The 22033-nt window shown below is 66.2% G+C and carries 18 protein-coding genes; 7 read left to right on the forward strand and 11 right to left on the reverse strand.

The features are described from left to right. Positions 1 to 133: 133 nt before the first annotated feature. The 5 genes from BMX78_RS04580 to BMX78_RS04600 all read right to left on the reverse strand — a co-directional run bounded on the left by BMX78_RS04580 (position 134) and on the right by BMX78_RS04600 (position 6796). Positions 134 to 1594 (reverse strand): amino acid permease, encoded by a 1461-nt coding sequence (locus tag BMX78_RS04580; RefSeq protein ID WP_091416909.1) that lies wholly within the window; start codon positions 1592 to 1594, stop codon positions 134 to 136. Positions 1595 to 1768: 174 nt separating this feature from the next. After that, positions 1769 to 2104: a Rieske (2Fe-2S) protein gene (locus BMX78_RS04585; RefSeq protein WP_091416911.1), complete on the reverse strand. Its 336-nt coding sequence runs from the start codon at positions 2102 to 2104 to the stop codon at positions 1769 to 1771. Beyond that, complete coding sequence (gene nirB / locus BMX78_RS04590; RefSeq protein ID WP_091416913.1) at positions 2101 to 4614, reverse strand: nitrite reductase large subunit NirB; 2514 nt, start codon at positions 4612 to 4614, stop codon at positions 2101 to 2103. Before nirB ends, BMX78_RS04585 begins: the two co-directional genes overlap by 4 nt. Further along, positions 4614 to 4961 carry a molybdopterin oxidoreductase gene (locus BMX78_RS04595; RefSeq protein WP_091417146.1) on the reverse strand — a complete coding sequence of 116 codons (348 nt, stop codon included), beginning with the start codon at positions 4959 to 4961 and terminating at the stop codon, positions 4614 to 4616. Before BMX78_RS04595 ends, nirB begins: the two co-directional genes overlap by 1 nt. A 125-nt stretch (positions 4962 to 5086) precedes the next feature. Continuing rightward, positions 5087 to 6796, reverse strand: coding sequence for an ABC-F family ATP-binding cassette domain-containing protein (locus BMX78_RS04600; protein WP_091416915.1), 1710 nt, complete (start codon positions 6794 to 6796; stop codon positions 5087 to 5089). Between the two features lie 267 nt (positions 6797 to 7063). Here BMX78_RS04600 and BMX78_RS04605 point away from each other — a divergent pair, with 267 nt between their 5' ends. The 5 genes from BMX78_RS04605 to BMX78_RS04625 all read left to right on the forward strand — a co-directional run bounded on the left by BMX78_RS04605 (position 7064) and on the right by BMX78_RS04625 (position 11598). Further along, positions 7064 to 7825, forward strand: coding sequence for a CPBP family intramembrane glutamic endopeptidase (locus BMX78_RS04605; RefSeq protein WP_091416918.1), 762 nt, complete (start codon positions 7064 to 7066; stop codon positions 7823 to 7825). 165 nt (positions 7826 to 7990) lie between these two features. After that, complete coding sequence (locus tag BMX78_RS04610; RefSeq protein WP_091416920.1) at positions 7991 to 8431, forward strand: VOC family protein; 441 nt, start codon at positions 7991 to 7993, stop codon at positions 8429 to 8431. 22 nt (positions 8432 to 8453) lie between these two features. After that, a complete protein-coding gene (locus tag BMX78_RS04615) occupies positions 8454 to 9407 on the forward strand; it encodes a 1,4-dihydroxy-2-naphthoyl-CoA synthase (RefSeq protein ID WP_091416924.1) in 954 nt (317 codons plus the stop codon). A gap of 13 nt (positions 9408 to 9420) precedes the next feature. Further along, positions 9421 to 10647 carry an AMP-binding protein gene (locus BMX78_RS04620; protein ID WP_091416926.1) on the forward strand — a complete coding sequence of 409 codons (1227 nt, stop codon included), beginning with the start codon at positions 9421 to 9423 and terminating at the stop codon, positions 10645 to 10647. 69 nt (positions 10648 to 10716) lie between these two features. Further along, positions 10717 to 11598 (forward strand): 1,4-dihydroxy-2-naphthoate polyprenyltransferase, encoded by an 882-nt coding sequence (locus BMX78_RS04625; RefSeq protein WP_091416929.1) that lies wholly within the window; start codon positions 10717 to 10719, stop codon positions 11596 to 11598. Between the two features lie 77 nt (positions 11599 to 11675). Here the strand turns inward: BMX78_RS04625 and BMX78_RS04630 are convergent, their stop codons facing one another. Next, the gene (locus BMX78_RS04630) at positions 11676 to 11987 is read right to left on the reverse strand and encodes a DUF4229 domain-containing protein (RefSeq protein WP_170850686.1); all 312 of its coding nucleotides are present in this window, start codon (positions 11985 to 11987) and stop codon (positions 11676 to 11678) included. Positions 11988 to 12049: 62 nt separating this feature from the next. Here BMX78_RS04630 and BMX78_RS04635 point away from each other — a divergent pair, with 62 nt between their 5' ends. Next, positions 12050 to 12451: a PLD nuclease N-terminal domain-containing protein gene (locus BMX78_RS04635; protein ID WP_091416933.1), complete on the forward strand. Its 402-nt coding sequence runs from the start codon at positions 12050 to 12052 to the stop codon at positions 12449 to 12451. 150 nt (positions 12452 to 12601) lie between these two features. Beyond that, entirely contained in the window at positions 12602 to 13024 is a 423-nt protein-coding gene (locus BMX78_RS04640) for a hypothetical protein (RefSeq protein ID WP_286138784.1), read from the forward strand. A gap of 62 nt (positions 13025 to 13086) precedes the next feature. On the opposite strand, the gene BMX78_RS04645 is transcribed toward BMX78_RS04640, so the two are convergent. The 5 genes from BMX78_RS04645 to BMX78_RS04665 form a co-directional block, all read right to left on the reverse strand. After that, the gene (locus BMX78_RS04645; RefSeq protein ID WP_091416936.1) at positions 13087 to 14574 is read right to left on the reverse strand and encodes a dynamin family protein; all 1488 of its coding nucleotides are present in this window, start codon (positions 14572 to 14574) and stop codon (positions 13087 to 13089) included. Continuing rightward, on the reverse strand, positions 14571 to 16535 hold the full coding sequence (locus BMX78_RS04650) for a dynamin family protein (protein ID WP_091416939.1): 1965 nt from the start codon (positions 16533 to 16535) through the stop codon (positions 14571 to 14573). Before BMX78_RS04650 ends, BMX78_RS04645 begins: the two co-directional genes overlap by 4 nt. A gap of 20 nt (positions 16536 to 16555) precedes the next feature. Then, on the reverse strand, positions 16556 to 17650 hold the full coding sequence (locus BMX78_RS04655) for an IniB N-terminal domain-containing protein (protein ID WP_091416941.1): 1095 nt from the start codon (positions 17648 to 17650) through the stop codon (positions 16556 to 16558). A gap of 172 nt (positions 17651 to 17822) precedes the next feature. Next, positions 17823 to 19889: a LuxR C-terminal-related transcriptional regulator gene (locus BMX78_RS04660; RefSeq protein ID WP_091416944.1), complete on the reverse strand. Its 2067-nt coding sequence runs from the start codon at positions 19887 to 19889 to the stop codon at positions 17823 to 17825. Position 19890: 1 nt separating this feature from the next. Next, the gene (locus BMX78_RS04665; protein WP_091416946.1) at positions 19891 to 21966 is read right to left on the reverse strand and encodes an Hsp70 family protein; all 2076 of its coding nucleotides are present in this window, start codon (positions 21964 to 21966) and stop codon (positions 19891 to 19893) included. Positions 21967 to 22033 lie beyond the last annotated feature (67 nt).

Consider the following 22033-nt stretch of genomic DNA (forward strand, 5'->3'; position numbering starts at 1 on the left):
ACGGCAGCCGTTACGCTGCCCGCCGGTAAAAACTGGGCTGGAGTGGGCTGGAGAAACGGCAACGGCGGGCCGCCCCGAAAGGGTGGCCCGCCGTCGTCGCGGTTTCTACAGGCTAAACGGCCTGCACGAAGAGTTAGCTGTACAGCTCGCTCTTGGGCTGGTTGTTCTTGACCTTCTGCCAGCCCAGCCACAGGACCACCGCGAAGAACGGGATGGTGGCCAGGGTCCAGAGGCCCAGGTAGAACACCTCGCCGCTCTTGCTGGTCATGGTGTCGAAGCCGATCAGCACCGTGATGGCGAGCAGTCCCACCAGGCCGGCCCAGCTGGTCCACGGCGAACCGGGCATCGGCAGGCTGGACGTAACACCCTTGCGGTGGCGCAGCACAATCTGGCTGGCGAAGATGGAGCCCCAGCAGAAGATCACGCCGATGGAGGCCGAGTTGAGGGCCAGGTCGAACGCGTAGGAGCCGCCGAGCCAGATGTTCAGCAGGATGCCCACCAGGTAGAAGGCTGCAATGGCAAGGATGGCCGCGTACGGGACGTGGCGCCTGGACATCTTGGTGAGCCACTGCGGGGCGTGGCCGTTGTTGGCCATGGTGCGGAACACGCGGCCGATAGAGTACAGGCCGGAGTTGCAGGAAGAGAGAGCGGCGGTGATGACGATCATGTTCATCACGTCGCCCACCCAGCCCAGGCCCATCTGGCCGAACACGGTGACGAACGGCGAGGTGCCGGCCACGTACTGGTCCGAAGGCAGCAGCATGGCGAGCAGGGTGACGGAACCGACGTAGAACACCACAATGCGGAGTACGACGGCGCGGATCGCCTTGGGCACTTCGCGTTCCGGGTTCTGCATCTCGCCGGCGGTGATGCCCACCAGTTCGATGCCGTTGTAGGCGAAGATCACGGCGTTGAGGACCAGGACCATCACCAGCGCGCCCTTGGGGAACATGCCGCCTTCAGCGGCGAAGAGGTTCGCCACCGAGGCATGGCCGTCGCCCACCTGGGCGTTGGTGACCACCATATAGGTGCCCACGGCCAGGAAGATCAGGATGGCGCCCACCTTGAGGCAGGAGGCCCAGAATTCGAACTCGCCGAACGCCTTGACGCTGAGCAGGTTCACTGCCACCAGGAGCGCCAGAGCGGCGATGGCGGAGGCTTCCACCGGGACATTGGGGAAGAAGAACTGGAAGTACAGGCCTATCGCAATCAGTTCGGCGATGCCGGTCATGCCCCAGTTGATGAAGTACATCCAGCCGGAGAGGTAGGCGCCCTTTTTGCCGAACATTTCGCCTGCGTAGCTGACGAACGAGCCGGAGGTCTGGCGGTACATGATGAGCTCGCCCAGCGCCCGCATCAGCAGGTACGCGATGACGCCGGCGATGGCGTAGGAGAAAATCAGGGCCGGCCCGGTGGAGGCGAGGCGCCCGCCGGCACCCATGAACAGGCCGACGCCGATGGCGCCGCCCATGGCGATCATGGTCACATGGCGCCTGCCCAGCGTTTTGCTGTAGCCCTCGGCGCTGAGGGTGGGGTCGACGGCGGTGGATGGTGCCGTGGGGTTCTGGAGGTCTGTGGGGGTACTTTGAGGCACAACGGTTCCTTGTGGGTTGGGGGTTGGCCGCATCCGGGACACGAATGATTCCGCTCACAAAATTCGGGGAAATGCCTGTTGGGCAACCGAATGTGATCGGAATCTCTCGTGGCGCCGAAGCTTCGAGCGGCTCGTCTATCTTACAAGACGCAAAGGGGTGCTACGTGACGCGCGCTACACCGGCATCTGCAGGACCAGATTCTGCTGCCCGTCCAGCAAGACTTCGTAAGGGCGAAGGTTGCCCGCGCCGGTGGTGGAGCAGCCTGTGGCCAGGTCGAACGCGTGCTGGTGCAGCGGACACACCACCACATTGAGGTCAATGGTGCCGTCGGCCAGCGGGCCTCCCTTGTGCGGACAGACTGCAGGGAGCGCCCGGAGCGAGCCGTCGCGGAGCCGGAATACGGCCACCTGCCCGCCGTCCACCGCAAAGGCCCTGCCCTCGCCCGGCGGAATCTGCTCCACCGGGCCCAGCACATGCGCCTTCCCGCCTGTTGCCGTCCCGGCGCTCATCGGACGGGTACCTGCGGGAGCACAGTCAGCGGCAGTGAGGTACGGAACTGCCCCGGCGTCATCGGGTCCGTGCGCTCTTCCCAGGGGTCCTCGTAGCTGTCCACCGATTCCTGCATCGCCGCGTCCAGCTGCGCCGCGATGCCCTCCGAATCGTTCACAATGACATCCCGCAGATGCTCGATCCCTACCCGCGGAACAAACGCGTAGGTCCGTTCCAGCCAGTTGGCGCGTGCCCGGTAGTACTGCATAAACCTGCCGGTAAGGACCTTGACCTCTTCGGGATCATCAACGGTGGCAAGGAGATCGCCCTTGCGGATGTGGGCGCCGGCAGCACCGCCCACATAGATCTCCCACCGGCCGCCTTCCACAGCCACCACGCCAACGTCCTTCACCAGCGACTCGGCACAGTTCCGGGGGCATCCGGACACCGCCAGCTTGAGTTTGGCCGGCGCCTCGATCCCCTGGAACCGTGATTCGATCTCGATGCCCAGCTTGGTGGAATCCCCGGTTCCGTAGCGGCAGAAGTCCTTGCCCACACAGGTCTTCACGGTGCGGAAGCTCTTTCCATAGGCGTAGCCCGAAGGCATGTCCAGGTCCGCCCATACCTGCGGCAGGTCCTCCTTGCGGATCCCCAGCAGGTCGATTCGCTGCCCGCCGGTGAGCTTGATCAGCGGGACGTTGTGCTTTTCGGCAACATCGGCGATGCGGCGCAGCTGCTGGACGCTCGTCACGCCGCCCTTCATTTGCGGGACCACCGAGAAGGTGCCGTCACGCTGGATGTTGGCGTGCACGCGGTCGTTGATGAACCGGGCGTCGCGTTCGTCAATGTATTGGTCTGCAAGCATCATCTTCAGCAGCGAGGCAAGCCCCATCTTGGACTTGGCATCCTCACCGCCGGGCGCGAGCGCGTGGAACACAGCCGAGACCGAACGCAGCCCCCGCTTCCGGATTTCCGCCATCAGTTCCGCCTTGTCCAGGGGAATGGCAGGGACGTAGTAGGCGGTCGCGGGGTCCTCGGCCACGTCTCCGTCGGCCGCCCATTCCACCACCTGCCGCACCAGCAGCTTGCACGAGCCGCACCCCTTGCCTGCGCGGGTGGCCTCCATGGCTCCGGCAACGGTGGTGCAACCGCCCTGCACCGCGTTTACCAGCGCCTTTTTGCTGACGCCGTTGCAGTTGCACACCTGCGCGTCGTCGCTGAGATCGGCCACTCCGGTGTCCCCGTCGGGGGTGCCGAGATCGAACATCAGCCCGATCCGTTCCTCGGGCAGGGGCAGCCCGTGGTCGTACGCCCGGGTCAGGTAGGCCACCTTCCGGCTGTCACCGAGGAGCGTGGCGCCCACCATCTTGTTGTCCCGCACCACGATGGATTTGAAGACGCCCCGGCTGGGTTCGGAGAAGACAATGTGCTCGTCGGTGTCGAGTTCCGGCCCGTGCAGTCCCATGGAGGCAACCTCGACGCCGGCCACCTTCAGTTTGGTGGCCGTGCGTGAACCCAGGTAAAGGGCGGAGGTGTCAGTCCCTGTGACCTGGTTGGCCAGCACCACGGCCTGCTCCCACAGGGGCGCCACCAGCCCGTACACCTCTCCCCGGTGCTGGACGCACTCCCCCACCGCGTAGATATCGTCCTCGTCCTGCACCCGCAGCCTGTCATCCACCACAATCGCCCGTTCCACGGGCAGGCCGCTCAGGACTGCCAGGTCCACGTTAGGGCGGATTCCTGCAGCCACCACCACCATGTCGCACGGGATCACGGTGCCGTCGCGGAGGCTGACCCCGGTGGCCCTGTCGCTGCCCAGCACAGCGGTAGTGCGGCTGCCGGTAAGTACCCCGATGCCCAGGGCCTCCACGCTGCGCCGGAGCACCGCACCGCCGTCGGGCCCCATCTGGGCGCTCATCAAGTGACCGGCGGAATGGACCACGTCCACGTCGATGCCGTGACTCCGCAACCCGTAGGCTGCTTCAAGTCCCAGCAGTCCGCCGCCGATCACCACCGCCCGGCGGTGGTGCTCATGCTGGGCATAGGCCACCATTTTGCGGGTGTCATCGATGGTGCGGAACCCGAACACGCCCTGCTTGACCTGCCCGCCCGGGGTGTAGAGCCCGTCCATCGGCGGCATGTGGGAGCGGCTCCCGGTGGCGATGATCAGGGTGTCGTAGGGGGTCACCCTGCCGTCGCTGGAGAAGACATGCTTCGTGAAACGGTCGATCCTGTCCACCCTCACTCCGGCATGCAGTGTGATGCCGTTGTCCCGGTACCAGGACAGGGAGTTGAGGAAGATGTCGGCGTCGCTTTCCTCGCCGGAGAGGACGTGGCTGAGCATGATCCGGTTGTAGTTTCCATACGGCTCATCGCCGAACATGGTGATGGTGAACTGTGCGGCGCCCCCGCGGGCGAGGATTTCCTCCACGGCACGGGCTCCGGCCATGCCGTTGCCGATCACCACGAGCCGGCGGCGCGGGCCCCGCGCGGATGGCTGGGTACGCGGAGTCTCCAGCAGGCTGGTCATCAGTGCTCCACCATGCCCAGGTCAATCACCACGGACCCGGTGACGCCCTCCGGGGCCGCAATGTAAAGCTCGACGGCGGACCCGCCCTCGATGTCCTCCACCACCCGCAGCGGAACATGGACGTCGCTCTTGGCTCCGATGGGAAAGTACCGCATGGGCACGCCGTTGCGCAGCAGGACAACCGTGATCAGCTCCGAGCTTGAGTTACCTCCACGGAAGTACAGCGTCTGGTTGATCACCCCGTCCGGGACGTAGTGCGAGAGCTCGCTGTGGATGGGCACCGGCTTTTCCATCCCCGCGCCCTGGAAGGGGAAGATGCCTTGGAGGAAAAGGTTCTTGGTCAGCATGGGCATTCCCTTTCGGCCGGCAACAACTGTTACCGCCCATCCTGCGCCGCCCATGTTTCAGCCTGCCGGTTCCCCGGTAACGATCCTTTAACGCAAAACTCACGGTTTTTCCGGGCCTGTGAGGTTCAGGCCGGCGCGAGCACACCCGGGTCCATCGAATAGCGGATCCAGCGCCCCGTGGCGCTCCCGCCGTTGCCTTCCCCGGCGGACTGCTGGCACGCGGCGAACCATTTCCGGAGGGCGCGGTCGTGGCTGACCATCACCACGGTTCCGCTGAACCCGGCAAGCGCAGCCTCCAGCTGTTCCACCAGGACAGGCGCCAGGTGGTTGGTGGGTTCGTCCACAATCAGGGTGCCATAGCCCCCGAGCAGCAGCCGGGCAAGGGCCAGCCTGCGCTGCTGGCCGGCGGAGAGGCTGCCGACAGGAACATGGAACTCGCTGGTGCGGAACAACCCCAGCCCGAGCAGGGCCTCGGCATGTTCGTCGATGTTGCCGCCCAGGCCCGCCGCGAACGCCGGAAGCAGCCGGAGCGACGGACGCGGCGGCAGTTCGAGTTCCTGCTGCAGGTAGCCCACCCGTTCGGGCCGGGTGACACTTCCGACGGCGGGCGCCAACGTTCCGGCGAGCACGGACAGCAGCGTGGACTTGCCCGCACCGTTCGGCCCGACGATCAGGATCTTTTCGCCCACGCCGGCCTGGAAATCCGTAGGTTGCAGGCGTCCCGGCACGCTCACGGCGAGGGCAGTCAAGGGGGCCTCCAATGGCACCTGCTGCGCAGGCGCCCCGGCGGTGCTGGTGCCGTCTGGCGAGGCTTCATATCCCATCCCTGCTGGCGGCGCGAGCCGCAGCGGCACGGGCGGCTGCTCCACCGGGCTGGCTTCGAGCCGCCGCAACCGCTCCCGTGCATTGCGGACCTGGCTGCTCGCGGCCCGTTCCCAGGTGCCCGTTTTGAAGCCGAACGCCATTTTGTCGGCGTCGCGTTTGCGGCCGTACCCCATGTTCCCCGGCCGCGTTTCCGCCTGGAGCTTCTCGGCTGCCATGGCGTCCAGCCAGCCGTGGTACCGCTGGACCCAGCGCTGGCGTTCGGCGGCCTTCTCCCGGAGGTAGCCGTCATAACCGTTGCCATAGCGGGTCACAATGCGGCGCTCAGCATCGACTTCGATAATCGTGGCGGCCACCTTGCGGAGCAGCATCCTGTCGTGCGAAACCACCACCACGATGCCGCGGTGCGCTGCCAGCCGCTCCTCGAGCCATGCCACGCCGCGGGCATCGAGGTGGTTGGTGGGTTCGTCCAGGAGCAGGATGTCCGCGGGGTCGGCCAGGACGCAGGCCAGGGCCACGCGTTCCTGCTCGCCGCCGGACAGTGATCCGAGTGTCCGGCTCCGGTCCAGGCCGCCCAGGCCCAGCCGGTCCAGCGCAGCTTCCACCCGGGATTCCGCGGCGTAGCCTTCCCGGAGCTGGTATTCGGTCTGCAGCCTGCCGTAGGTTTCCAGGTCGTCGTCTGCGGCGTCGGCCAGCCCGGCCTCGAGCCGGTCCAGTTCCGCTTCCAACGAGCGGAGGGAGGCGAGGGAAGCGTCAATGGCACCACCCACAGTGAACGACTCCGGCAGCCCATGGGTCTGGGCGAGGTATCCAACCCGGCCGCTGGTGGTGGCGGTGCCTTCCTGCGGCTGCTCATACCCGGCCAGGATGCGCAGGAGGGTGGATTTGCCGGCGCCGTTTTCGCCCACCACCGCCACGTGCTCGCGCGCGGTGATGGCCAGGTCGATGCGGTCCAGCAACAGGCGGTCGCCGTAGCCGTGGGAAACGCCGGTAAGGTTCAGGTGTTCAGTCAAGGGAAGTCCTCGCAAAGTTCCGAAGTGCGGCCGCGGGAGCGAGCCCGGAAGATGGGGCGCCCGGCCAACGGCCTTGGATTTTTGGGGAACAGTCCGGCATGGCCGGGCTGTTGTCAGGACTTCATCGCTCCAGCCTGCCTGCCTGCGCTTACCGAGTCAAGCGGGAGTCAAGCCGCTACCCCACCCCAGTAGCCCGCAGTTGACGTCCCCGGCCGCCGTTTTGACTGCGTTACCTGCGAGCCAGTTGGGTGGGGATAGGCTGAAACCATGGCCACCGTTCACCGCCGACCACCCGCACCACAGCCGCAGCTGTACCGGTTTTCACCCCTCGACTTCACCGCGGTCGGCCTTTATGTCGCAATTGCCGGGTTCTTCGCGGTGGCCGGCGAACTGGTGGCGCCCGTCCTCCGGCAGCTCGCGCCCACGCCCGCCGCCGCTTCCTACGCCATGAACCTGCTGTTTTATGCCACAGTGGGAATTCTCGCGCTCCTGGCCGCACGCAAGGTAGTTGGCCGTGACCTGCGGGTTCTTGCAACCCGGCCATGGTTCACCCTGCTGATGGTGCCTGCGGCTGTGATCGCCATGATGATCCTCTCGGCCATCGCGGTGGCGGCCAGCGGCAGCGTGGCGACGTCCGAGAACCAGGCCGGACTCCAGGCCTTAATGCAGCAGGTCCCGGCGTGGCTGATGGTCCCGCTGCTGGTGGTGGTCGGCCCGTTCGTGGAGGAATACATCTTCCGCCACCTGCTGATCGGGAAGCTGAGCCGTCGGATCAACATCTGGGTGTGTTGTGTCCTGTCCGTGTTCCTGTTTGCGGCACCCCACATCGTGGGTAAGGAAGCACTGACGCTGACAGTCCTGCTGCCCTACCTGGCCATGGGCGCCACGCTGGTGTTCGTGTACGTCTGGACCGGGAAGAACCTGATGTTCTCCTACTTCGTCCACGCCGCCAAGAACCTGCTGGCGGTGGTGTTCATCTACGCCATCCCGCCCGAGGTCTACGAACAGCTCCAGCAGGTCCAGGCCTGAAACCAACGCGGGGTCAGACCCGGCCCATAAAAGCCACATCTTTGGGCGCGGTCTGACCCCGCGTTGCTCCCTAGCGTCGCAAGCTCGGCCAGGGCACGCTGCGGCGTGGGCCCCCATGGTTGTTCGAGTCTGTCGAAAAGGCCCCGGTCCACGTAGCTTGGGGGCATGGGACTGAATATCCAGATTGTTGTTGACTGCCGCGATCCCCACCAGTTGGCCCAATGGTGGGCCGAATGCCTCGAGTGGGCAGTGGAGCCCCAGGACGAGGGCTTTATCCGGTCCATGATTGAGCAGGGCTACGCCACCGAGGACCAGACAACAACCCACAACGGCAAGCTCGTCTGGGCCACCGGCTGCGCCATCCGGCCGCCCGAGGAACTGGAGGAGAAAGCGCCGCAGCGGCGGATTCTCTTCCAGACGGCGCCGGAGGGCAAGACCGTCAAAAACCGCGTGCACTGGGACCTCAACCTCGCCGGCCGGGACAAGGATGAGGTGCGCCGGGAGCTCGAGTCCCGCGGCGCGACATTCCTCTGGACAGCTAATGAGGGCCCGCATTTCTGGCACACCATGGCGGACCCCGAGGGCAACGAGTTCTGCATCAGCTGACCCCGATTACTAGACTTGGACGGTGAGCAACCAAATCCCCGCCTCGGTGTCCGACGTCTTCGATCCAACCCGCTGGCGTGTGGTGTCCGGCTTTGACGACTTCCAGGACATGACCTACCACCGCCAGGTGGAAAGGGATTCCGACGGCGGCTGGGTGCGTGACCTGCCCACGGTCCGGATCGCTTTCAACCGGCCCGAGGTCCGCAACGCCTTCCGCCCCGGCACCGTTGATGAGCTGTACCGGGCCATGGACCATGCGAGGATGTCCCCGGACGTCGCCACCGTCCTGCTCACCGGCAACGGGCCCTCCCCCAAGGACGGCGGCCACTCCTTCTGCTCGGGCGGCGACCAGCGGATCCGGGGCCGGGACGGCTACAGGTATGCAGATGGCGAGACCCAGGAGAGCATCGACCCGGCCCGCGCCGGCCGGCTGCACATCCTGGAAGTCCAGCGGCTGATGCGGACCATGCCCAAGGTGGTCATCGCCGTCGTCAACGGCTGGGCGGCCGGCGGCGGACACTCCCTGCACGTGGTGGCGGACCTCACCATCGCCTCCCGCCAGCACGGGAAGTTCAAGCAGACGGACGCCACCGTAGGCAGCTTCGACGCCGGTTACGGCTCAGCCCTGCTGGCGCGGCAGATCGGCCAGAAGGCCGCCCGCGAAATCTTTTTCCTTGCGCGCGAATATTCCGCAGAAGACATGGTTCGGATGGGCGCCGTGAACGAGGCCGTGGACCACGAACGCCTCGAAGAGGTTGCGCTGGAGTACGCGGCCGACATCGCCCGGCAGTCACCGCAGGCCATCCGGATGCTCAAGTTCGCCTTCAACCTTGCCGATGACGGCCTGGCCGGCCAGCAGGTGTTCGCCGGCGAAGCCACCCGGCTGGCCTACATGACGGACGAGGCGGTGGAGGGCAAGGAGGCGTTCCTGCAAAAACGCGATCCCGACTGGTCCGGCTTCCCGCACTACTTCTAAGGAAGGACCGGCAATGAGCACCGAACCCACAGGCCCCCAAGCGAACACCGCACCAAGCGGCGCCCTCAACATCGATCCCGCACTGAAGGCCCTGGCTGCCGCCCTCCACGGCGAGGGCCCCGCCGTCGAACTATCCGTCGACCAACAAGGCAACCTGGTGGTGGGCCATGTGGAAACGCCCGGCTGCGACGACGCCGTGGCCGTGGTCCGCACCTCCGGGTCCACCGGCACACCGAAGGCCACCGTCCTCACCGTTGAATCCCTGGCCGCGTCCTCCATGGCCACCGCCCTGGCGCTCAAGGGCGAGGGCCAGTGGCTTCTGGCGCTGCCCGTGCAGTTCGTCGCGGGCATCCAGGTCCTAGTCCGTTCCCTCTTCGCCGGCACCCGCCCGTGGGTGATGGACATGTCCGGCGGGTTTACGCCTGAAGCCTTCACTGCTGCCGCCCTGGAGTTGACCGATAAGATCCGGTTCACTTCGCTGGTCCCCACCCAGCTGCAGCGGCTTCTGGACGCGCCGTCGCCGGAAACGCTGGCTGTGCTCCGGCGCTTCAATGCCGTCCTGCTGGGTGGGGCCCCTGCTTCCGCTTCGCTGCTGGCCGCTGCCAAGGATGCGGGCGTCCGCGTGGTCACCACCTACGGCTCCGCCGAGTCCTCCGGCGGCTGCATCTACAACGGCTATCCGTTGGAAGGTGTCTCGGTCCGGGTGGACGGGGACGGCCGGATCCTGCTGGGCGGCGATACCATCGCCGCCGGCTACCTGGAGGCCCCGGACCAGGAGTCCGGCACCTTCTTCGAGGAGGACGGCGTGCGCTGGTACCGCACCAGCGACCTCGGCACCATCGACGAGGACGGCCGCCTCACCGTCCTGGGCCGGGCCGACGACGTCATTATCACCGGCGGCATTAAAGTGTCTGCCGCGCACGTGCAGGAAGAGCTGGAAAAGTCCGACGGCGTGGCCGCGGCTTTTGTGGCCGGGGTCCCGTCTGCTGAATGGGGCCAGGCGGTGGCGGCTTACGTGGCACTGGCCGGTTCCGGTACGGGTGCCGGGCCGGCCGAAGCCGGCGGCTCCACGCCAAGCCGGGACCACGCCGTCGTCCTCGAACAGGAGTGGCACCGGACGCTGGGCATCCTTGCGCCCAAAACCGTGCTCGCTGCCTCCTCGCTGTTGATGCTCCCGAACGGCAAGCCCGACCGGCTGGCCATGGCCGCCAAACTGAACGCCCTGCACCAGGGAAAGTAAAGTAGACCTGCACCACCGGGCAGGGCCCCCACCCTGCCGCCTTCCCCAAACCAACGCGAGGTACTGACCGTGGCCACAGCCGCACAATGGATCCAAGGCGCCCGACTCCGGACGCTGCCCGCTGCGATTGCGCCGGTGCTGATCGGCTCCGCCGCCGCCTACGAGATGGATTCATTCCTTCTGTTTAACGCCATCCTCGCCGCCCTCGTGGCGCTCCTGCTCCAGGTGGGCGTGAACTTTGCCAACGACTACTCGGACGGGATCCGCGGCACCGACGATGACCGGGTGGGCCCGCTCCGCCTTGTTGGTTCAGGCGCCGCGAAACCCGAGCACGTCAAATATGCCGCCTTCGGTACGTTTGCCGCCGCCATGGTCTTTGGGCTGATCCTGGTGGTGATCACCCAGAGCTGGTGGCTGATCCTGGTGGGGCTGGGCTGCGTCATGGCAGCCTGGGGCTACACCGGCGGCAAAAACCCGTACGGCTACATGGGCCTGGGCGACGTGTTCGTGTTTGTGTTCTTCGGGCTGGTGGCCACGCTGGGCACCACCTACACCCAGGCCGGGCAGATCAACCTGCCGGCCATCATCGGTGCGATCGGCACCGGGCTGATCGCCACGGCGCTGCTGATGGCCAACAACGTGCGGGACATTCCCACCGATATGCAGGCGGGCAAGAAGACTCTGGCCGTGCGGCTGGGTGACAAACATGCCCGGGAGAGCTACGTCCTGATGCTCGCCGTGGCGATCATGCTGGTGGTGATCCTGGCGCCCGGGCGGCCGTGGATGCTGATCGTCCTGCTGCTGATTCCGGCCTGCCTGATGCCGGCATGGCTGATGATCAATGGCCGCAAGCGCAAGAGCCTGATCCCGGTGTTGAAGCAGACCGGGCTGATCAACCTCGGCTACAGCGTGCTGTTCGCGCTGGGCCTGGTGCTCAGCCACGGGTTCTAGGCCGCGGCGTTACTTCGTGCCGCCGGGGCTGGCTAACGGGTGGGGCTGGCTAACGGGTGGGCTGGCTGCCGGTGGCCCTAGGCCTTTTTGCGGTCCTTGGCGTCGTTGCTGATGGCGATCTCCGGGTTGGCATCGAGGAGGGCGTCCTCGGCGTTGGCGTCCTGCACTTCGTTGGCTGAGCGGAGCGGCTTGGCGTTGCCCGAGAAACGCTGGTGGAGGGCCGCTGCCGCAGCATCACGCTGCTTCTGGAAAAACAGGTAGCTCACGGCGAAGGCGATGAGTGCCGCGCAGATGACGGACATCAGCACGCCGAGCTGCAGGAGCATAAACACCACGAACAGGGGCGCGAAGAGAGCCAGGCGGATCAGGGAATATTTCAAAAAGGCCACTATTCAAGTTTAGCCGCCTCCCGCCGAAGGCCGCCGCGCCTCCTGACGATAGACTTAATGGCATGCTCCTCCGTGTGGGTTTGGCCGTGGCAGTCCTCGTCATCTTTGTGTATGGCCTCGTGGACGTGATCCGCACTGAGGGACGCCTGACCCGGGGGATCTCCAAACCGGCCTGGATTGTGGTCATGATCGTCCTGCCCGTTATCGGCGCCATTCTCTGGCTCCTGATCGGCCGGCCACGCGGCACGTCCCCCCAGCAGAGCCAGCGCCACCCCACCGCTCCGGACGATGATCCGGACTTCCTCCGTAACCTTGAAGCGCGCCGGCGCAACCAGGCGGAAGCGGAGCGCCTGAAGAGGCTCAAGGATGAACTGGATGCCAAGGCGAAAAACCAAGGCAACGGCACTGCCGGCGGCAAGGACAAGCACGAAACCGACGAACACGACGCCGACGGGCTGAAGTAGGGGCCGATGGCTCAGGATCCTGTGGGGGAAGACAGGCCCCGGACCATGCCCCAAGGGGCGGCAGGTCCGCCTACGCCCCCAGGTTCCCTTGCCCCTCCACCCAGGCCCGGATTGTCCTGGTCCGCTCCGGCCCCCATTCCGGTTATCCCGGTGGCACCGCGGAACGTTCGGACCGCCCGCACACTGTGGCTGTTCAGCTTCGCTGCCGGGCTTGCCGTGCTCGTCGGATCCTTTATGACCCGCGAATCCCATCTGCAACGGCTGAAGCCGGTGGTGGCGGGGATGGCGCCCGGCGGGGACCCGGAAGCTGTCACCACAGCAACGGGCATCGTCTTCTGGGGCAGCATGGGGGCTGTCCTCCTGGTGATCCTGCTTGAGGCCGCCATGCTGGGCGTGGTGATGGGCCGGCGGGGCTGGGGCAGGTGGGCCCTGCTCCTCCTACTGGCGGGCCACGTCTTTGTCCTGCTCGTGGCGGCTGTGTTCCTGGTGCCCGACGGCGATGCGGGCAGCTACGTGATGCTGCTCTGGGGCCTTGAACTCCTGCTGGCGGTTGTTGGGCTGATGTTTTCCTGATGCCCTCCGCCAATGCCTGGCTGAGATCCGCCCGGTAATATCCGCCCGCTTATGAAGAGCCGCTAGGCGGACCGTGCCACCATCCCGGAGCATTCGGCCAGGATGCCTTCGCAGCTGCGGATGACCACCCTGCACAGCTCAAGGGCCGAGCGGTCGGTCAGCGGGTTTTCGGCCACGGCCCGCCACTGGTCCAGGCACCGGCGGGCCGCTGAAGCCAGCTGGTCCGGGCCGGCATCGGAATCCAGTCCCAGCCTGGCGTGGGACGCTGCACCCCAGCCCCCGATAAGGCCCTCCGCTTGGGCGGCCAGCTCAATGGGCAGCGGTATGCCCGTGGTTCGCAGGGCTGCCAGCAGCCGGAGTTCACGGAACTCGTGGGCATTGACCTGCAGCCGTTCCAGCGCGGCCGCCAGCCGGCCTGTGCCCTCACGGGGTGAGGTGCGCATTAGGGCTTCCACCCCTACCAGGGCCGTTCTTGCCTTAAGTGCCTCGGCGCGGGCCTGGAACTGGCGCCCCAGCAGCTCCAGCAGCGGATGCAGCCCGCTGCGCCGGGCCAGTTCATGCGCCAGCGGCGTGGGATCAGTAAACCCGTTGCGGATGAGGACTGCCGCGAGCCGGATGCCGAACAGGCCGTACCTCTCGAGCAGCGAGGCGCGGGCCGCCGTCGTCAGCCCTTCGGGGCCTGCCACCCGCAGGAACCGGTCTGCGGACAACAGGAGCTTTTCCCGGTGCGCCCGTTCCATTCCGGCCAGGAGCCGCAGGGCCTCAAAGTCGGGCTGGCGCATGGTGCGGGCGCCTTGCGCCAGGAGCCCGGCCACCGGGACCACCCCCAACACCAGTTTCTGCAGGTTGTGGTCCCGGCGGTACCGCTCGGCGATGTCCCCCGCGGAGAGGAGGGAATCGATCCGCCCCGCACCCACCTCATCGGCCCTGGAGAGCACGGCAAGGGCGTTGACAGTACCGGACCTCCCCGCCTCGGCGTCCTTGAAGGACTCGAGGAACCTCAGGTCGGATGCATGCATGTGCCGCATCAGGTAGATGATCGCGTCCGCCTCCGATGGCGTGTCCTCCGGGGTAAGGAAGCTGGTGGACCGTGCTGCCACATCGGTGGAAAGGGAGGCTATCCCAGGGGTGTCGATCAGGGTCATGTCCTGCAGTGCAGGTGAGGGCCACTCCACTTCCAGCCTGTCCACGTCGTCCGCCGTGGCGTCACCGCGGACAAACACCAGGCGGCCGTCAACGCGCTTCACGGGAAGGCTGCGCGGTTCTCCGGTCGCCGGGTAAAGGGTGATCCGGGGGGTGCGGCCGTAGCGGTACAAGGTCACAATGCGGGTGCACTCCGCGGTGTCAGTGGGCGCTATCTCTTCGCCGAGGATGGCGTTCAGGAGGGTGGACTTCCCTGCCTTCACCATGCCGGCAACCGCAACGCGCAGTGGTTCTTCCAGTCTCCGGGCATAACTTTGCAGCACTGCCACGGCAGCGGGGTCTTCCCGGTAGACGCTCAACGCCTCCCGGACAAGGTCCGCGGCACCGGCGATGGTGGAGGGTGTCATCCCGCCCCTGCCACAGCTGGTGCCGCCCCCGCTGCGCCGGCTGCGGCGGTTGTGGCGGGGGGAGCTCCGGGATTCAAGGTGACGGGGTGGCCAGTCCGCACAGTGTCCGCAGCTGCTTCGGCGGCCACAGCCTCCGCGGCGCGCGCCAGGGCGTCGACCTTCTTCAGCTCCGCTTTGATTTCGCGGATGCGCACTTCCTTTTCCAGGGCATAGGTGGTGGCGGCTTTTTGCGCTGCGGCCACTGAATCCCCCAGGGAGCGGTGGTGCTCGTCCGCGATGTCCGTGAAGTGGTCCCGGATGGAACGCTGTACCAGCCGCAGCCGGTCCTTGAGCTGTTTGCCCACCTGGAAGGTGACGTCGTCCAGTTGGCGGCGAACCAGGGCTTTCGCCTCGGCCTGGCGCCGCTTCAGCCTGGCTTCCTTGTCCTCCCGATATGCCTTGCGCCCCAGCAGCAGGCCGGCGCCCACGGACAAGGGGTTAATGAGGGCCATGCCGAAGATGCCCGTCAGCAAGCCGAACATCAGCACACCGCCGTAGGACCCGCGCATTCCGATCAGCACCTTTTGCAGTGGATTGACCCTGCCACTGTCCAGCATCGGCATATCGTCCACCGGGTCCAGTGCGTCGCCGCTGTCCGAGACGTGCAGTACTGGCAGGGTCACCTCGCCGGCAGCGAAATGCTCCGCAACCTGGGCGGCCAGCCACTGGGCGCGTTCGCTGGTCCATACGAACGTGTCCGAAATGGCAGCTGCGGCGCACTCCTCGAGCCACTGGGAGAACTGGGGCCAGGCAGGTCCGGGATCACCGAGGTCGATGGCCGCCTCGGCTTCACGCTGGATCCGGCGCAGCCGGTCCCGGAGGTCATATTCCATGTCCGCGATCAGGTCGCTGATGCCGTCGCTGAGGGTAATCTGCCAGCGGGCGGACCGCTTTCGCAGCTCGTCGGCTTCGGCCTTGGCGACTTCGAGGCCAGCGATCATCTCCGGTGTTTTTCCCGGGTTTTCGAAGGCTGCAAGCTCTGCCTGCAGGGACAGCCGGAGGTGCTCGGTGACGGACAGCAGGTCCTGGCTCACGGAACGGCGCTGGAGCCGTTGTGCCTTGCCCACGATTTCCGTTCGCAGGTGTGTGATCAGGCCGGGGAAGCCGGACTCCACGTTCAATTCGGCATCCTGCAGGCGGGAGGCTTCAAGGCGGAGGTCGGAGGAGACGCTGAACAGGGGAATGTCCGGCGCCACGCCGGCAAGGTGGCCGCGGTCGATCTCCTCCACGCGCCGCCAGTCGGGGTAAAGGTCCGTCTTGGACAGGACGCCCACAACATTGGGCGTGATCCGCATGGCCTGGCGCAGGAAGCGCAGTTCCGGTTCTGTGTACTCCTGGGAGGCATCGGACACCAGCAGCATGGCATCAGCCGTGGGAAGCGCAGTGAGGGTGGTCAGGGTATGCGAGGAGTTCAGCCCGCCCACGCCCGGGGAGTCAATGACGGTGAGCCCGCCCGTGAGGAGTTTGCGGGGCAAATACACCTCCCCCGCCACGAGTTTTTTGCTGTTTCCCGGGTTGCCCCGCTCGGAAACATACGACGGCAGGTCCGCAATGGGAACAGGGTGCCGTTCGATATTGGCTTCGTCGGTGGCATCGGATCCCGCCCTGGGAACCAGGATCGCTGCGGAGGCGATATCGCCGTACTGGACCACGGTGGGGACCGACGTGGCGATGTCATCAGCGACCGGGCAGGCCGGAGCGTTCACCAGCGCGTTGATGAGTTTGCTTTTGCCTTGCTTGAATTCGCCCACGACGATGACTCGGATGCTGGGGTCCTCCAGCCTCCGCAAGGTCTGGTCGAGGCGCTTGCGCAGGTCGAGGCGGTCCCCGGTCCCGGTTAGTTCGAGGCCTTGCTTAACCAGCCCGGCGAGTTGCACAGTCGTCGCAGGTGGTGACGGTTTCGCCGGTCCGGCTTCTGCCATAGTGTGTCCTTTGCCTCAGGTCAGTCCTCGATGATCGCGTCATCCGCGGCCACCGCTGTAGTGACGTCAAGGTCATTGTCGGCCACGATGACCGATTCGTCGATGGTGGTGAAGTCGGCATCAACGTCGCCAACCTCAACCGCGGTATGGGTGTAGTCCACTGTGTTGTCGGCGATAACAACGTTGTCCTCGACATTGGTGATCTCGTTATCGGCGAGAACAACGTTGTCCGTAATGGTGGTGTCCGTCGAGCTGTCGCTGTTGCCGACGTCCTCCAGGTCTACATCAACGCTGTGATCCGAGTAGTCGGTAGTGTTGCCCACGTTGTCGAAATCAACGTCCGTGTTTCCAACGTCATTGAGGGAATTGTCGTTACCGGAATCCCGGACATCGATGTTCGTCGAGCTGTCCTCGCGGATGTCGGTGTTCCCCACGTTGTCCAGATCGGCATCAATGTCAACGTCGGTGTTGAAGGAGTCGTCGATGTCCGTGTCCGTGTTGCCAACGCTCGCATCCCGGCCGGCGTGGATGGAGTTGTCCGTCGAGTGATCCTCGGAGTTGTCCGTGGTGTGGGAATCCTGGATGTTGTTGGAATCGTCAACATTGGCGTCGTCGCCGGCCCCAACGGCCCGGTCACCGGAGGCGATCACGGAATCGTTGTCGAACCACTGCTCCACGTCGCCGTCGGCCCAGACATTTTGGTTCACGGACTGGTCGGTGAAGGTGTCCCGGTCGTCCACCACGGAGGTGTAGGAGTAATTGTTCACTACATGGTGGAGCTGCTGGATGGCGTGTGCATGGTCCTCGTGCTCTTGGTGCCCGGCACTATTCCCGCTGGCTGGAGGCGGGGTGTAGCTGGTTCCGCCGCCGCCGTTGTGGCTCGTGGTGGCGCTGTTGCCGCCCATGTTGTAATCCCGGTCAAAGCGGGCAGCATTGACCGTAACGGGTGCGTAGTCCAGGACAACCGGCATCGCTGCGTCAACATCCGCCGAGCAGACACCGCCCAGACCGTGGGCTTCAAGGGCGCGTTCCGGATCGTCCAGGAAGTCCTGGGCTGCCTGGCGGTCGCCGAAGAGGTGCATCAGGAACTGGACGAGATCGTTTGCGAGTGTCATGTGGTTGTCCTCATCTTCTCGAAAATTGCCGGAGCGCCCGTAGTCCCAACCGGGCTTGCATCCAACGTACGGGTCCCTCCGCGACCGGGCATCGGGCCCTTCCCCCCTACCCGATGTCCTCCCTCTGGGAAACTTGAGCGCCTCCGGTTAGGGGTTTAGGGGCCCAACGGATTCATTCCTTTTGGCGGTCTTCGGAATCCAGTGCCAGGCGCAGCCTTGTCATCAGGTCTGATCGGTTTTCGGCGCCCAGGCGGCGGCGCATGCGGGCAATGTGGTGTTCGGCAGTGCGCGGGGAGATGTAGATGGCCTCCCCGATTTCCCGGTACGTCTTGCCCTCAAGCACCAGCCTGGCCACTTCCTTTTCGCGGTCGCTCAGGCCCGAGCCGTCCGGGTTCGTCCCGTTGGTACCCACGGCCGGTGCATCGCGGGACTCCGGTACCCTGGACTTCCCGTTCCCTGCCTCGCTTGGCTGCGGGTGAAGGTCCCGGGCACAGGACAGCAGCCGCACCATGTCCTTGCGTTCCTCGGCACGCGCGGCGGCATGTCCGGCCAACCGTGCGCCTTCCCATGGCATACCCACCCTGCCCAGGGCCCGCGCCGCCGCTTCAACGTCGGCAGTACGGATCTTTCGTGCCAGCACTGTAACCCAGGCCTTGCCAGCGGCGGCAAAGACCGCGGCGAGGTGGCTGTGGGCCGCGGCCCGGGCCAGGGCGGTTGCATGGGGAGCCAGGTCTGCCGGGCTGTCACTGAGCAGTGCTGCCTGGACGGCTGCCCAGTGGAAGGGCACGGCCCACAGGGGCGGATCCCCCAAATGCCCCAGCAGCTGGTTCGCCTCGTCCAGGTAGTGTGTCACCCGGTGGGTTTCGCGGAGCCGAGCGGCAGCTATCATCAGTTCACCCCACGGCAGGAGGCTGTAAAGGTCCACCGAGATGTGCAGCATGGCTTCATGCGCCCGCTCCCAGGCCATGACAAGTTGCGCAATTTCGCCGTTGCGCCGGGCGATCCCGACTTCCAGTGCCGCACACATGAACTCATCGCGGGGGACGAGCGGCCAGTGGTTGGCTTTCGAGGCCTCATTGATGGCGAGCCGTGCGTCCTCAAGCCTGTCCTGCTGCATGGCCGACCACGCCTGAAGCAGGAAGAGCCTGGGCTTGGCTGCGTTTCCGCCCTGGCCCGCCGCCACTGCTGACATGCAGACTGTCTCTGCCAGATGGGGTTCTCCGGTGTGCAGGGCGAGCAGTGCGGCCAACGCCGCTGGAGTGTCCGGGAGGGGAAGCGCCGCACCTGTCCCGTTGAGCATGTCCGAGGCATGGATCAGCACGGGGAGTGCCCTGTGCGGCTCGACAGCCAGCGACTCCATGATTCCCTTGCCCGTTTCTGCGAGGGCCACTGCCAGCAAGGTGGGAGCGGCCGGTGGCGCTTCTGCCCGGAAGAGTGACTTGGCGCCGCGCACGTTGCCACTGCCGATCATGGTGACGGCGGCAAGCGGTGCAGACGTGCCTGCTCTCGAGGCGCCCAACCAGCTGTACGCGTCCCCGCCCCGGGCCAGCATGCCGCGCTGGGCCCACACTGCTGCTGCCACATCCACACCACGGCGGACGTCCGGCGGATCAGCACATACCAGGAGCGTATCGATAATCCGGGTAGCGGTGTCCAGGTCCCCGTTGCCCACGGCTGCCTGGGCACGCCGTGCGGCGGTGCCGAGCTCATCGGCTCCTGCCAGCAGTGCCTCGTCATAGAGTTGGGCGGCCAGACCTGGATCCTGTTCCAGCGCCTTGTCACCTGCGTGTTCCAGCTCGGCCGCAACCCGGGGATCGGCGAGCCCGCCGCGAGCCAGTTCGCGGGCCAGGTCTCCCAGCGGCTGGCCGTGCTCGGCATAGGCGGACACCAGCTCACGTTGGAGCGCGTGCACCCTGGTTGTGGGGGCAACTGTCAGCAGGGCATGCTGGGCAGGTCCTACTACTGTTCCGTCCGGCGTCAGAAGACCCGCGGATTCTGCCCGCTCCACCAGGGCGTCAAGCCCCTCCACATCGCCGCCGTCGATCTTCCGCTGCAGGTCAGCAGGCAGCGGGCCGGGCAAGGCAAAACCAACAGACAGTGCCAGGAGGAGTTCGCGGACCGCCGCATTCGCGCCTTTGAGCTGCCCGGCCATCTGCTCGGCGGCATGCGGCAAGTGGCTGTGGTTCAGCTCCACCGGCAGGAAACCATGATCTGCCAAGTGCACCTCGTTGCCGGTCATGCTAGACCCCCGTATCTGGAGAGGTGACGGATTCAGGAACGTCAGATGGGGTCGCCGAAGCTGTGGGCGTTCCTGTCTGGGGTTGCGTAGCCTCTGGAGCTACTACGGGTGAAGAGGGAATCACGGTCGGCTCGGGCGGCGCCGCCGGAGACGCAGTCCCAGTCGGCTCGGGCTCCGCCGTCGGAGGAGGGTCAGTCGCAGTCGGCTCGGGCTCCGCCGTCGAAGGAGGCTCAGTCTCAGTGGGCCCCGGCTCCCCCGTCGAAGGAGGCTCAGTCACAGGCGGGACCGGCTCACCCGTTACGGGATCCGTCGCCACCGGCTCGCCCGTCAGCGGATCTGTCGGCACCGGCTCGCCGGTGACGGGGTCAATGGCTACGGGTGGTGCGGCATTGGCGTCCGGGGCCACGGCACCAGGGCCGGCTGCGGCGGGACCTGCGGGCCCGCCCGTCGCAACGTCAAGCCCGGCTACCGCGGCCGGGCCGTTTTCCGCTGCCACCCTCCACAACGGCCGGCTGGTGGGTGACGCTTCAACATCAAGGCCCGGGCCGCTGTAAGGCACGGCCTCATTGGTCATGTCCGCTCCAACACCGGCTGCCGGGAGTACGGCTGCCGCAGCAACTGGCCCGCCCCCTGCCCCGCCGGCACTGTCGGCAGTCGGATCCGGTTCAGGGGCAGCGCCCGCCTTCGGGACAAAGATGGCGGTGAGGTCAGTGAATCCCGCAGGGCTCTGAGCCGTAGTCGCCGTAAGGACCGAGACCAGTGCAGCGGCGGCAGCGATGGCCGTCACCCGAACTGTGGGCTTCGGCGCGTGGGCGCCGCCGTGCACATGGGCAGGTGCCACCACGCCCGCAACTGCACCACCCGCCGTCGTACCCTTGCGGGACCAGCTGGCATGGCGGCTGGCCGCGTGCGCGCTGGTGCCGGGAGTGAGTCCGACGGCGGTGCGCGCGGCTCCGGCAGGCAACGCCGCCACGGCTGCCCGGGACTCTGCCTCCGCGCGTGCCAGCACAGCTGACAGCGCCGCACCCAGGCAGATGGAGGACTTAGGATCGGCATCGACGGCGATGGGCCGGTCCAGCTGTTCGGAAATCAGCTGCGCCACGAGCGGGATCCGCGATGAACCGCCAATCAACAGCACGGCGGAGAGATCGGCCGGTTCCAGCTCCAGCTGGGCCAGCGTCTGCTCCAGCGCCTCGACGGTGTCCCGGACAGGTTCCTCTATCAGCGCTTCAAATTCCGAACGCACCAGGCGGATCTGCTGCTGGAAGCCGGGAAGGAGCACTGAAATGGTGGCCTCGCTGTCCGAGGAGAGCGCTTCCTTGGCTTCCACGCACTCGCGCCGCAGCCTGCCCAAAGCTCCGCGGACTCCGTCATCTGCGGGGTTGAGAGTCGAGAGGACGCCGCCGGTGTGCTCTGCGACGTAGCGGAAGACCTCGGCATCGAAGTCGGCACCGCCCAGGTTTTCGATGCCCTCCGGGCGCCCCAACAGCTGGAACCTGCTGCTGCCTGCTTTGCGCAGGACAGCGGTATCAAAGGTTCCGCCGCCAAGATCGTAGACGGCGATGGTGCTGCCCACTTCCACGCGGACCTGGGAGGCGTAATACAGCGCCGCCGCAACCGGTTCGGTGACGAGCGTGATGTTGTCCAGTCCCTGTGCGCCCATGGCGGCCAGGATCATGGAGGTCCGGTGGGTGCCCCACGCGGCAGGATGGGTAACGACGACCTCAGACGGCTGCGCGCCCTCGCGCTCTACGGCCCGGTCCACCACCCAGCGTGCCATGGTGGCAAAAACATCCTCCGGTGGCAGGGACAGGCCGCCCACGGAAATGGGGACTGCATCGCCCACCCGGCGCTTGAATTCCCGCACCACCTGACCGGGGAAATCGAGGCTGCGGCGTTCTGCGGCCTCCCCCACCAGGAGGGAACCTTCCTCGGGGTAGTACACCACTGATGGCACGGCGGTTCCGCGAAGTCCCAGCGGCAGGCACTCCGCGGCAGGGGAAATACCCTGGCCAAAGCGGGAAACGGCGGCAGCAGTGAAACTGGTCCCCACATCAATGGCGAGAACATAGTTCATGGGTACCTCAGGGCAAACTCGCATTTCGCCGGCAAGCTTCATCACTGGCGAACGTCACCAAGGTAGC

It is taken from the genome of Arthrobacter sp. OV608 (assembly GCA_900110595.1).
Classification (GTDB): Bacteria; Actinomycetota; Actinomycetes; order Actinomycetales; family Micrococcaceae; genus Arthrobacter.